Consider the following 12,341-nt stretch of genomic DNA (forward strand, 5'->3'; position numbering starts at 1 on the left):
TCCTGTTTAATTGGGCTACTATTTACCTAAAATAAAAAACTCCCCAAAAAACCTCTAAAACCCCATCGCCCTCAACTTCACCCATCCGCCCAAACCGAATAAAATTTGTAAAGAACCCGCAAAATTTCCTAAGTTAAAACAGGGTTGTCAAATCGGATAGCGCACAACTTCCGCGCAACATAATATAATGTATCCACACTTGCATTTTCGCAGACAAAACAAAGGAAATCAAAAGAGGCGAATACCATGTCCAATGCCATGATGGTAATTTACCCCTATCGCGAACAGTACACCTGGGTTTTTGACGACGAGCGAGTCGGACTTGTCCGAGAACCATTTGTTCAGGGCGTCCCCGAAATGATTAACGCGCTTGTCGCAGACATTCCCAATGCCGCTCAAGGTTTCCGACTCTTATTTTCAGCCAATCCATTTCCCGGATATCAAGCAGAAATGCTGTGGTTGAAAGCAGAATACGGCGGTAACTGGTATCGGTGGGAATCGAAAAATCTCGAAGGCTGGCTGTGTCCGGCTATGTTCAAATACTTTCCAGAAGCACCGCCCAAGTTTTACTGCAAAGCTGAAAAACTGCAATAATCAACAGCAAGTCAATGAAAAACTTGTCAATTTTTAAAAGAGACTTTGTTACACCAGTCGATCAAACATCTCGAAAAAAGCCTAAATTCTTCCTGTATATAGTGGGGCTATTTTTCCTAGTTTTCACAGCCGCAATCTCGGCCACATTGGGGGCAATTACTGCCCTTTTAGCTCCCGTGGAACCGCCAATTATCAATAGAGTATTAGAGGCGACGGGCTTTGACTATCTATCCTCCAACCGCTCAGGATACCGCCTGTCGCGGTCAGTTAATATCTTGATCTTGGGAATTGACGGCGTGCCGGAAGCTGCCGCCAATTCCCCTAAGATATTTAACGGTCGCAGCGATACCATACTCTTATTTCACCTCGATCCTAGAGATAAATCTATTAGTTTGCTTTCAGTTCCGCGAGATACTCAAGTCGAAGTTCCCGGAATTAGCTTCAGCAAAATTAGCGAAGCCAATGCTAGAGGAGGAGCCGCTTTGGCAACGCGATTGGTTAGCAGTATGCTGAACAATACGACAATTGAAAGATACGTGCGAGTCAGCAGCAATGCGTTTCGGGAATTAGTCGATTTGTTGGGCGGAGTTGAGGTATTTGTACCTCGCGCGATGTCCTATACAGATACCGCTCAAAAGTTAAAAATAAACTTAGGCAAGGGATGGCAAACTCTCAACGGAGAACAAGCAGAACAATTTGCTCGATTTCGCAACGACGGTTTAGGAGATATCGGCCGCATTCAGCGGCAGCAATCTTTAATTCAAGCTATTCGAGACCGCCTCGCAAGTCCATCAGTATTGGTGCGCTTGCCACAAATTGTTCGATTGATGCAAAAATATGTGGATACAAACCTAAATTATGAGGAAATATTGACGCTGGCAAATTTCGGTTTGCAATTGGATCGAGATAATTTTAAAATGGTAATGTTGCCTGGACGTTCTAGTTCAGAAACAGGGGATTTGAGGAGTTATTGGATGGTAGATGCGCTCGGGCGCGATCGCATTATGACACAATATTTCAACCAGAGCGTGCCGGATTTTGCACAAGGACGATTTCGCAATCCAACCGAGTCTGTTTTGCCCAAAAACCTCAAAATAGCCGTCCAAAACGCTTCTAGCAAACCGACAGCAGCCAAAACCGTTAGTGAATTTCTCACAAAAAAAGGCTTTTTTAATGTATCTGTAGTGCAGGATTCGCCCCAGAAGCAGCGTCAAAGTCAAATTATTGTTCAGCAAGGCGATTTAGAGGCAGCAAATCTACTGCAAAAAGAATTAGGTGGCGGTAAACTTGAAGCATCTTCTACCGGTGAAATTAATTCTGACTTGACACTTCGCGTCGGCGAAGATTGGGTAAAGCGATTTTAATTAGTCAACAGTCAACAGTCAACAGTCAACAGTCAACAGTCAACAGTCAACAGTCAACAGTCAACAGTCAACAGTCAACAGTCAACAGTCAACAGTCAACAGTCAACAGTCAACAGTCAACAGTCAACTATGCCCAATTCCCCATTCCCATCATCATGAAAAGTGTTTTCCGAATTTTCCTCAGCCTGGTTTTAAGTTTAGTGTTGGCTTGTGCGTGGGTGCTGCTGAGTGCTACTCCGGCATTTGCCCTGCCGAAAACAAATATTAATTACACAAATATTAATTTGTCCGATCGCGATTTTTCCAACTCGGATTTAGCGGGGGGAACATTTGTGGCCGCTGAAATGCGGGGAACAAATTTTCAAGGTGCTGATTTAACTAATGCGATTTTGACTAAAGGAGTTTTGCTGAATGCCAACTTGTCAGGTGCCAACCTCTCCGGCGCTTTGGCAGATAGAGTTACATTCGACGGCGCTAATTTGACGAATGCTAATTTTACCGAGGCAATTATGACTCGAACTCGGTTTTTTGATGCTGCAATTTCCGGCGCTGATTTTAGTGACGCGATTATCGACGCTTATCAAGTGAGTATCCTGTGCGAGAAAGCAGATGGTGTCAATCCCGTGACGGGAGTTTCTACCCGCGAAAGTTTGGGATGTCCGTAGAAATTCACACTAAAAAAAATCCCTGGGTAATTATTTGATTAGATGCACCTGTAGCAAGGTAAAATACGCACATTAAAGCCCCTCTCCAGCAAGGCGAGGGGTTTGAGCAAATTTCCAAGTATCGGCTCTATCGAGCGCTACAAATGCCTGTGCTGGCAGTAGCAACTACCAAATCGGAATTCAACAGCAAATCTAAATCGGTGTCGGGATTAACAGCATACAAATCGACTTTATCTCTACCCAAAAACACCCCGATCAAAGTCCCGATTCCCGCACCGCCGAGCACCTCTTCAGTCGCGATCGCCCGATCGCCCGTAACACCTGCGATCGCCGCCGCTGCTGCTGCACCCAACGCCGTATTCTTAATCAGATTGCCAACATTAACGCCCTTGGTAACAGTTTCTTTCTTAGTAATCAGTTGCGAAGTGGCATTGAGAGGCACTCTGTTGCCGTTGAGGATACTTAATTCTTGAGCCACAAACTGAACGCCCGAAGCAGTCGATCGCAATTCGCCGCTAATTTTCGAGCCTTCCGGTATCAGCACTTGGCCGTTATTGCCCGCGATATCAGCAGCTACAGTCAGCGTAATCGGAGACTTGTCATTAGGGGCGAGCAAAATCTTGCCTTTTGTGTACTCGATTGGGATAGTCACCCCCTTGGGAATTTGCACAGCAACAGATTCGCTAACATCAATCTTGGCAATGTAAGGAGAATTAATTGCTCTTGCTTGATTGGTACTCACTAATGTTTGATAGATAAAAGCAGCTACTTCAGCTCGCGTTGCTGACTTGTTGGGTTTGAGAGATTTAGGATTGGGATAGCTGACAACCAACTGTTTTTCAGTAGCAGCAGCAACGCTTTTGACAGCATAACTTTGAATCTCACCCGCATCATTATAGTAGCTGAGAACATCTTGAAAATTGCAGGTAGGCTCATAGCCCATTCCATTATTTAAAGCGACTACAACTTGAACGCGAGGAATCTGCTGTGTGGGTCTGAAAACATTGCCGGGATAGCCAGACATCCATCCCATTTCGTAAGCTTCGGCGATCGCCCCGCTTGCCCAAAAATTAGACGGAACATCGACAAACCTTACAGCAGCGCGGGTTTTTGCCTTTTTCACAGAACGCACCATTGCCGCAAATTCAGCCCGCGTTACCGGTGCATCCGGGCGGAAGCTGCCATCGGGAAATCCTTTGATAATGCCTCTTTCTGACAAATCTTGAATAAAGTCTTTTGCCCAGTAGTTATTATTAACATCCGAAAAAGCTGTCTGAGCAAAAGCAGGCGCGGGAGCTAGCATCGGCGCTGCGGTTCCGGCAACTGTTCCCAATGTTAATAAAACAGATGTACCGGATTTAATGCGATGTAATACAGACATTTTTTGATTCTCCAATTTACACAAGTTTTTTATTGAGGACAAGCAAGCTTTTGATAGGCTGATTGATTCTGCCCGAACTTGCTTTTTTCCTCACTTATGTAATCATTATTGAATGCTTTTATTTTTAGTGCGGGGAAGATACGGTATTTTAAAATAAATATTTTTATTATTAGTGTGGAATTTAAAAAAGCTTAAATCCCTTAAAATCCTTATGTTGCTTATCTCCCTTATCTACCTTGTCTCTGCAATTAACAGGATTTACGGACAAAGCGGTTTGATATGCGATCGCGAGCGCATACCAAATTGTATGAGATTGATTTAACAAAAAAGCAATTGCCTGTCGCTAAAATTTAACTATCGGCGATCGCAATATTTTGGCTCTACATTAAATCGAACACAAGTTTTTTTTCAATTTTTATAGGTAGTATTGCAGTAGGGGTGAGTTAATTGTGCGTTTTTTAAAGTTCCTAAACCCCCATCAGCTTTTCTTGTAATATGGTCGATACTGTTAAATCGGCTAGGCAGATACCCTCCACAAATTTTACAAACTGGCCAGCCTGGTAGAGCATCTCTAATAAATGCAGATGCTTTGGTTTCTCTAGAAAATTCTTTACTCTGAATTTCACCAGTGTCGGCTTTCTTTGGAATTCTCAAAGTTGTAAATTTTTTATCACCGGATTTTATTTCTGTGATAACATTTTTTTTATCTACACCTCCTGACAACTTATTAATGACTTCTAAGTAGAAGTCTCTCACTAGCTCTCTAGCTTGTAATGCGTCACTCTTCTTAGCAACAAGTTGTGGAACCATATCATAATTCCAAATTACCCATTCAAAGTCTTTTCTTACCTTTATCAATTTAGACCAGGATTTAGTCTGTTGTAAATGTAAAATTAAACTGACCACCCCATAAAAGGAACCAATTTTTGGCTTTCCTTGTTGAGTATAAAAGTATACCAGTGGATGTAAACCCAGAGATGAAGGATCGTTGCTATTGATTCTTTGAGCCACTTTTTTGCACTGCTTTAGCAGCTCAATGGTTTTATCGCCTTTTGAATCTTCTCCCAACTCATTATCGGTTGATATGTTATTGACAATATTTATAAATTCTAAAATTAATTCCAGTTTATCCGACGATGAAAGATTCCCCACAATTGGTACATCTAATGTTTTAATGGGATTTGAAAGTTTGGGCTGAAATATAAGTTCGTGTATTTCTTGCGCTACTGTTTCAATCTCATCCTGTTTTTGTTCAGAGAACTCCGACCAATATTTATGACCGTTACCACTTCTCACGATCGCACGCGCCGCCACACCATTAGGTGTTTTGCGTGCTTGTAGCAACCTCATCTCAGTCTCGCTAATCGGGGCTGCTTTCTGGTTTATTTTGAAAAAAGATTCCTCCGCTTTCATAGCATCACCTTCAACCCATTGAAGTGAAATCGCTGAAGCTCCTAAGTTCCTAGCTCTTTCCTGCATTTTAGGGTTAACTTTACCTGGTTGTAATGTCAATGATTGATAATCTTTGTAAGCTCCTATTTTCTCTTTAATTAGTTTGCGAGTTTCTTTTGCTGCCTCTTTCTGCTCGTCAGTGATGTTGCCATCATAAAATTGTTTAGAAATCTTACCATCCCCATAATCATCATTAATCCAAGCAAGTAACGAACTCAGTCGATGAGAACCATCAACGACAAAATAGTGGCTACTACCTCGCCAAAGAATAACTGCGGGGATGAGATCTCCATCTAAAAAACTCTCAATGAACTCGCAGATTTTTTCTGCATCCCATTCATTAGTTTCTCTTTGAAAATCCGGTTTTCGTAAATATGGATAAAAGAAGGAACCTTGTTCTAGATCGCGAATACCCATAGTGAGGATACTTCTTCCCATATTGCGTTCCTGCTGATCTTTAATTTCAAATGCTTCTCGGGGAATAAGTGCATCTAGACTAACTGGGGAATTTTTGGATGATTTTGCCATTTTAAGTACCGATTGTTACTTTTTAGTAGTTTTTGAGTTTTCGCTTGATAATCTTCCGTTTGAGCGGTGCAAGTCAGGCTAATTTCGCTCAATCTAGAGGCTAAGGGCATCTTCAGAATGTCGCGCAAATTAGCAATGATGACTAATGACTACTGACTAATGACTAATGGAGGCTAGCGGTTCCCAACTTGTCACATCTTCAAATAAAGATTGATACCCCGCTGCATTGGGATGCAGCCCGTCAGCAATCAGGCGCGATCGCCACCAATCACTGCCCCGATTTATCCATTTATCAAAAATATCTAAATAGGGAATTCCCCGCAACTGACAAGCTAATTTCGTTGCCTCTTTATACCGATATTGGTCAGCATGACTGTAATACAAACAATCTTGAAAAGGCATTTTACTTTCATCCACCGGCACCATCCCGACAAATATCACCGGACAAAGTTGTTGGGACAGGTTTAACAAATGATCCAAAACAGTTTTAAAATGTTCAAAATCAGTGTAGCTGCGCCCGGTAGGTGACTGCACTCTCGCCGAATCGTTGAGACCTACCGAAAGAATAATCGCATCCGGGACGCGGTTTCTGAGCTCGCCCCGGTGCCGAAACTCGTTTTCCAGGCGCTGGGAGACTTGATAAGCCCGATCGCCCCGAACGCCCAAATTGTATAAAACGTGTCCTGCACTCTCCGGTAACATCCACTGGCGCCGCAATCTTTCCACCCAGCCACCGCCTACACCGTCGCCGAAACCGTAGATTAAGCTGTCACCGAAAGCAACCAATTTGAGGGGATGAGAATTTCCCCGATGCAAGTGACCAAAGGAATAGGCTGTTGCTACCTGCATAAGCAATGATACTCAGTTAATAAATTATGAATCTTGACATACTAGACTAGAATGTAACATTACATAAAGTAGGTAGTCTCATGGTTAAGCGTCCAACCTTCGATTCAACTCAGCTAACCCGTCGCGCGGAAGAGTTGATTAACGGTGCATCCAACCGCTATCGGATTACGGTGCAGGTGGCGAACCGCGCAAAACGCCGTCGGTATGAAGATTTTGACAATATGGACGACCATCAAATGAAACCTGTAATGCGGGCGATATTTGAGATGTCGGACGAACTGACTCAGCCGGAAATTATCGGAGACATCTAGACTTTGGGAGTTTTGGGTTTTGAGTGGTGAATTGCCAGCAATTTTTGTCAACTCAAAACTCACAACTTTTTCAAACTAGACTTGGGCGCGCGGGACGAGAAACCCGGTTTATTCCTAGCTACCTCGTTAAGAAACCTCTGATTTTGCTAAGAAACCGGGTTGACGATCGTAAATCGTAAAATTATAAACTAGGAAATCTCCTGGCGGCTAAGTTTATGAAATTATTCTATTTTTGAAATTCTTGTCAAAACCGTGAATAGATTAAAGCAGGGCTTAAGTTTTCTGTTTGTTACTTTGAGTGTAGCGATTTTCACGCTTTTGAGTTGGGTATTAGAATCCGGGGAACTGAGTATGTCAGCTTTGGAACCTTCGCTGCTGCGGAGTTCTGAGTCGCCCTCAGTGCAGCGGGTGGCTCAACAATCTGCGCCGCGGCAAGTGAGGGTGCAAGATGCGTGGAAATTGGTGTACGAAAAATTGCCGGATTTCCCGATGGAGAATAACTACATTTCTAAGGAAACAGGAAAAGTCGATCCTACCAATACTTTAGTCGGGCGGTTGATTCGATATCACGTATTTGTCAAAGGACGGCCGCCCAATTACCGCTTTGATTGGAAGTTGAGTTTAGCTGACTATCTGGGGGCGACTCCCGATTATTTGGTAGAAAGCGTGTATCCGGGAAAGGACGTTTTGCGATCGAATCCAATGGAACAGGATCGCGCGGCTATTCAAAGGTTAAATAGAGCACAGCGGGATGCTTTGGTTCAAGCTTTGGTTGATGTTTTTACGGAGAATTCCGGGGGTGGGCGCACACCGGCGGCGGGGGAAAAACCACAAGGGCGATCGAACACACCGACAATACCTCAACCCCAGCCCGGAGATGCGAAGTTGCTGGCACCTTAATACTCAGGAATGCAGAAACCGGGGTTTTTACGAAAATATTGCATCCCGACCTTTGAAAATGGTAAAAAACCCGGTTTCTTTGCTATTTATGGGTAATATCAAATCTGTTAGCATCGGAATTATTCCTATCTCTATTCTCGACCTCTGCGTAAATGGGCGTGAATCCCTTGTCATCTGCGGCCCGAGAAATTATATTTTTTTTACCGCAGATGAGGGCAGATAAACACAGATTAACGCAGATGAGTTCTATGAATTCCGGTTGCACCATCCGTGATTGTTAACTGTTGACTGGATTTGACTATTCCGATGCAACCGGAATTGAGATAAGTCCTACTAATCTAAAATCCAAAATCTCAAATCTAAAATCCCTTAATGGTGGAACGTGTAATTAAAACGGGTGTTGGGTGGCGTTTGGGATGGAACCCGGAGGCGCAGGAGTTTCAGGGTTTGGTGGCTGGCGACGGTTGGGCGATCGAACTCACGGAGGCTGAGTTGAACGATTTTTGCCGATTGTTGGGGCAATTGGCCGGCACAATGAGTCAAATCGCCTCTGAGTTAATGGACGAGGAAAAAATCGCCATTGAAGCCGAAAGCGACTTGCTGTGGGTGCAGGTGGAAGGCTATCCCGAAGCTTACAGCGTGCAATTGATCTTGAATGCTGGCAGGAGGTGCGAGGGTTTTTGGCCGGCGGCTGCGGTTCCGAGTTTGGTGCAGACCGCAAAAGTTTTAAAAGTTTTTTGACTTTTTCGGGGATTCTATGCTAAGCTGTTAAAGCTGTCGGGGCGTAGCGCAGCTTGGTAGCGCACTACTTTGGGGTAGTAGGGGTCGTGGGTTCAAATCCCGCCGCTCCGATAGATGGAATCCTTATACACTAAGGATTCCATTATTTTTGGTAGATTTCGCAGCAGCCGTTAAAAAACTTGTAGATTTAATTCAAAAAGAAAGTACCCGACAGGTATCGATCGTAAACTTGACACCAATGGGCATTGCCGTGTCCCTACCGGCGCTTCGATCGCAGGTTCCGGTCATCATAAGTGCAAGTCTTGTAGTTCTAAGCTAAGGAAAAAACGATCGTGAACGACAAACAGCATCATGAAAACCCCGACTCCACTCCAGAGCAATCTACTTCCCATCCCCTCGCCACAAGTCTTGGTGCAGCAGGCGGTGGTGTTGCCGGTGCCGCAATAGGGGGTTCAGTCGGTGGGCGCGCGGGCGCAACGCTGGGAGCAGTGGCGGGGGCGATCGCCGGTAGCATCGCCGGAAATGCCCTCGCAGAACTGACCGCAGAAGTAGCTGAGCAGGTAAACGAGGCCATAGGATTGGACTTGGGAGCCGATAACCAGGAGATTGAGTTGCCCCGGCACTACTCTTGGGATGAGTTACGCGCTTTATCCAAGCCCCAGAGCTAAAAACTACGGGCTTGCGCCCTCAGATTCCCGATCGGGATTTCTGGTCTCGATCGTCATGACTTAGCATATTCAGCAATTTTTTGGCAACTATAGCGCCCACGACAACTCCACCAACAACTTGAGCAACCTGGACAGCTTGCTTTACCCCATCACCAGAATTCATGTGTTCGTGGAATATCTCGTCTTTTAGCCAGTCTGTAGTGACTTTGAAGTTATGAACCGGAGTTGGCAATAGTTCTAGATAAGTGCCTTGGCGAATCAGATGACCGACTTCGCCTGTCACTTCAACAACGTCGTAAATGTTAGCGGCACTATTTTCTAACCCTAGTTTGAGGAGGGTTCCGCGTAGGTTAACTTGAGCTGGTTTTGGCTCATGTCCTAATGCGATCGCTTTCAGATTATGCGCGATCGCAGCTCCTTGCTGATAGGCTACTTGGGCTGTGGCAGGCAGAGGTTTCGTATCCTTGTGCGGTTCAGATGAGTAGGATATGAGTTCGGGATGCAGCTCGATATGCTTGTACTCGTGGCCCTCAACCGTTGATGATTGCACGTCCACCGCACAATCACCACCTGCAAAAACTTCTGGGAAATCGGGCAACTGCAAAGTGGGAGTAACGTGTAAGCGACCATGTTTGTCGCGGTGTTCGTCGGGAATCGGCAAGTTTTTAATCAGTGGATGTGTAGCAGTTCCACTTGTCCAAATCGCGGTAGATGCTGATAATATTTCAGACTTTCCATCGCGCTTGTATTCAACTGAATCTCGACGAATAGCGGTCGCTTCTGCTCCCGCGATTAACTCTACTGGTACGGCGCGTTTTTGCAATTCTTGCTCGGCAGTTTCGCGTAAATGACTGTTAATATCACCCTTGAGAATTTCGTTGCCGTGATTGATTAGTACCACCCGGACTTCTTGAGGATTACCTCCCAATGCCTCATACCAATGAGGTAGCAAATCGCCTAAAGTGGCTGCCATTTCCACACCACTTGGCCCGCCACCGATCGCAGCTACAGTTAGCAGCCGACGACGCTGTTCGGGGTCTTCGATTTGAACGGCTCGCTGCAAGCAGTCGCGCAGGTGGCGATCGAGGGCGATCGCATTTTCTTGGGTGCGAAAATCAAAGGCATATTCTTTAGCACCCTCAACGCCAAAATAGCCCGTAACGCTACCTAAAGCTAATACTAAGTTGCTGTAGTTGTAGCAGTCCCCGGAAGTTAATTTGACTTCCCGTTCATGGAGGTCGATCGATTGAACCGTATCTTGCACAAAAATGATACCGCTATCCTCAAGCAGTTCCTTAAAAGTTGGTACAACCTGATTAGCGTCCATCTCGCCACTAAAATACTCATAAAGTAAAGGCTTAAAACAAAAGCGTTCAGAGCTATCAATTAGGATGACGCTCCGAGGATAGTGTTCATGCGCTAGATGCAAAGCTGTAAACAGACCAGCAAAACCACCGCCAAGGATAACAGTCTGATAAATTGGGTTGTTCATACAATCATTTTTCTCCAGTAATTGAGAGTACAGTTGAGAGTTGACAGTTGACAGTGAATTGAAAATCGGAGCTGCAACGCGACTTCTGCTATTTAATGAAAAAGAAAGTAATTAATGCCAAGCTGAGAAAGATAGCAAGCAGAATAGCGTGTTCAACTTTCGGGCTAATAATCTTGACAGCCATCACTAAACTAACCGCCAGGAGGACAACGCCAAGGTCCACAATGGTTTCTCCGCGTTTGTCAATTAGCGGATCTTTTTGAACAGATTCAGCAGCAGCGAGAAAGTAAATTGCGATGATTTCTGGTAATTTTTGAGCTAGCCAATTCATAAAAAAGCTCCTTGAATTTGAGCGAAAAAGGTAAGAAAGCCTGGGGTTATAGCGGTAACAAACATTTCATAATCTGCTTTTCTTCCTAGTGGCTTTTCTTCCTAGTACCGTATCTGCAAACTCATCTCCTTAATATAACGGTTTTCAAGAAAATGAGGTACGCGCAATTCTATTCGGAGCGGGACAAGGAACCACCAATACCAAATGCCCTGTTGTGCCAAGGCCCGCGATCACCTAATTTACCTGAGAAAAGCTATATAGCAATATTTAAATACGATTTGGTAACAAACAACCATCCATCTTGAGATAGTAAATTGCTAAGTTCGCCAGAGATATATCAGCGAAAATAGGACAATCCAAATCACGTCAACGAAGTGCCAGAACAGGGTACTTGCACTGACGCCGAAGTGACCTTTATTGTAGTTGCCCCGAATGAAGGAACGAGCCAGCATCAGCAACTGCAAGATAATGCCCGCAAGCACGTGCAGCCCGTGGAAGCCTGTCAGCAGGTAGAATGTTGCACCCATCAGCCCCTCCGTCAGCCCGAAGTTGAGGTTACTCCACTCGATCGCCACAGCAACTAAAAAGTAAATTCCCATCCCAGAAGTCAATGCCAAAAGCCAGCGAAATTGAATGATTTTATGGCGCTTGAGGGCGTTTTCTGCGGCTTGAATAACGAAGCTACTTGAAAGCAGCACTACTGTATTAAAAATGATAAATTGAGACAATTCCGGCCCTTTGACGCCGGGTGGCAACCAATTGGGATGGGTCAATCGGAGCGCAATATAGGTGAAGAAAAAACTGAGAAAGATTAGGCTCTCCGACAGTAGGAATACGGTAACGCCGAACATCCCTTTACCATGATGATCGTGAGCCAGCCCGCCACCAATTGGCAAGAACCTTTGCAACCAATTAGGCAGGGACTGTACTAGGCGCTCGAAACGGATCGGGCTTTCGTCTATATGATGATGTGTAGGATTTGACATGACTGCGATGAATTGGGATTTGGGATTGGGGATTTTGGGCTTACGCAAAAACCCGGTTTTTTAACGTAATTGCATCATT

The 12,341-nt window shown here is 44.7% G+C and carries 14 protein-coding genes and 1 tRNA gene; 9 read left to right on the forward strand and 6 right to left on the reverse strand.

Annotated features, from left to right (window positions below; all coding sequences use genetic code 11):
- Positions 1-246: 246 nt before the first annotated feature.
- From OSC7112_RS06320 to OSC7112_RS06330, 3 genes are read left to right on the forward strand one after another with little or no spacing between them, the layout of a single operon-like run.
- A complete protein-coding gene (locus OSC7112_RS06320) occupies positions 247-594 on the forward strand; it encodes a DUF6717 family protein (protein WP_015175132.1) in 348 nt (115 codons plus the stop codon).
- A gap of 14 nt (positions 595-608) precedes the next feature.
- The gene (locus tag OSC7112_RS06325) at positions 609-1,958 is read left to right on the forward strand and encodes an LCP family protein (RefSeq protein WP_015175133.1); all 1,350 of its coding nucleotides are present in this window, start codon (positions 609-611) and stop codon (positions 1,956-1,958) included.
- A complete protein-coding gene (locus OSC7112_RS06330; RefSeq protein ID WP_317623932.1) occupies positions 1,940-2,623 on the forward strand; it encodes a pentapeptide repeat-containing protein in 684 nt (227 codons plus the stop codon). Before OSC7112_RS06325 ends, OSC7112_RS06330 begins: the two co-directional genes overlap by 19 nt.
- Positions 2,624-2,750: 127 nt before the next feature.
- On the opposite strand, the gene OSC7112_RS06335 is transcribed toward OSC7112_RS06330, so the two are convergent.
- The 3 genes from OSC7112_RS06335 to OSC7112_RS06345 all read right to left on the reverse strand — a co-directional run bounded on the left by OSC7112_RS06335 (position 2,751) and on the right by OSC7112_RS06345 (position 6,833).
- The gene (locus OSC7112_RS06335; RefSeq protein WP_015175135.1) at positions 2,751-4,004 is read right to left on the reverse strand and encodes an S-layer homology domain-containing protein; all 1,254 of its coding nucleotides are present in this window, start codon (positions 4,002-4,004) and stop codon (positions 2,751-2,753) included.
- A 408-nt stretch (positions 4,005-4,412) separates the two neighbouring features.
- Positions 4,413-5,984 carry an HNH endonuclease family protein gene (locus tag OSC7112_RS06340; RefSeq protein ID WP_015175136.1) on the reverse strand — a complete coding sequence of 524 codons (1,572 nt, stop codon included), beginning with the start codon at positions 5,982-5,984 and terminating at the stop codon, positions 4,413-4,415.
- A 156-nt stretch (positions 5,985-6,140) separates the two neighbouring features.
- Positions 6,141-6,833 carry a GDSL-type esterase/lipase family protein gene (locus OSC7112_RS06345; RefSeq protein ID WP_015175137.1) on the reverse strand — a complete coding sequence of 231 codons (693 nt, stop codon included), beginning with the start codon at positions 6,831-6,833 and terminating at the stop codon, positions 6,141-6,143.
- 80 nt (positions 6,834-6,913) lie between these two features.
- Between OSC7112_RS06345 and OSC7112_RS06350 the strand changes: the two genes are divergently transcribed.
- The 6 genes from OSC7112_RS06350 to OSC7112_RS06375 all read left to right on the forward strand — a co-directional run bounded on the left by OSC7112_RS06350 (position 6,914) and on the right by OSC7112_RS06375 (position 9,453).
- Entirely contained in the window at positions 6,914-7,144 is a 231-nt protein-coding gene (locus OSC7112_RS06350) for a DNA-directed RNA polymerase subunit omega (RefSeq protein ID WP_015175138.1), read from the forward strand.
- Between the two features lie 252 nt (positions 7,145-7,396).
- On the forward strand, positions 7,397-8,044 hold the full coding sequence (locus OSC7112_RS06355; protein ID WP_015175139.1) for a hypothetical protein: 648 nt from the start codon (positions 7,397-7,399) through the stop codon (positions 8,042-8,044).
- A 372-nt stretch (positions 8,045-8,416) separates the two neighbouring features.
- Positions 8,417-8,785 carry a DUF1818 family protein gene (locus OSC7112_RS06365; RefSeq protein ID WP_015175141.1) on the forward strand — a complete coding sequence of 123 codons (369 nt, stop codon included), beginning with the start codon at positions 8,417-8,419 and terminating at the stop codon, positions 8,783-8,785.
- Between the two features lie 37 nt (positions 8,786-8,822).
- Positions 8,823-8,896, forward strand: a tRNA-Pro gene (locus tag OSC7112_RS06370).
- Positions 8,897-8,933: 37 nt separating this feature from the next.
- Complete coding sequence (locus tag OSC7112_RS39435; protein ID WP_190274338.1) at positions 8,934-9,104, forward strand: hypothetical protein; 171 nt, start codon at positions 8,934-8,936, stop codon at positions 9,102-9,104.
- Between the two features lie 13 nt (positions 9,105-9,117).
- Positions 9,118-9,453 carry a hypothetical protein gene (locus tag OSC7112_RS06375; RefSeq protein ID WP_015175142.1) on the forward strand — a complete coding sequence of 112 codons (336 nt, stop codon included), beginning with the start codon at positions 9,118-9,120 and terminating at the stop codon, positions 9,451-9,453.
- Positions 9,454-9,472: 19 nt separating this feature from the next.
- Here the strand turns inward: OSC7112_RS06375 and OSC7112_RS06380 are convergent, their stop codons facing one another.
- From OSC7112_RS06380 to OSC7112_RS06390, 3 genes are all read right to left on the reverse strand, one after another.
- Positions 9,473-10,945, reverse strand: a complete 1,473-nt coding sequence (locus OSC7112_RS06380) for an NAD(P)/FAD-dependent oxidoreductase (RefSeq protein WP_015175143.1) — start codon at positions 10,943-10,945, stop codon at positions 9,473-9,475.
- Between the two features lie 88 nt (positions 10,946-11,033).
- Positions 11,034-11,276 (reverse strand): hypothetical protein, encoded by a 243-nt coding sequence (locus tag OSC7112_RS06385; protein ID WP_015175144.1) that lies wholly within the window; start codon positions 11,274-11,276, stop codon positions 11,034-11,036.
- A gap of 317 nt (positions 11,277-11,593) precedes the next feature.
- Positions 11,594-12,262 (reverse strand): cytochrome c oxidase subunit 3, encoded by a 669-nt coding sequence (locus OSC7112_RS06390; RefSeq protein ID WP_015175145.1) that lies wholly within the window; start codon positions 12,260-12,262, stop codon positions 11,594-11,596.
- Positions 12,263-12,341: the final 79 nt, after the last annotated feature.

The organism is Oscillatoria nigro-viridis PCC 7112 (assembly GCF_000317475.1).
Lineage (GTDB): Bacteria > Cyanobacteriota > Cyanobacteriia > Cyanobacteriales > Microcoleaceae > Microcoleus > Microcoleus nigroviridis.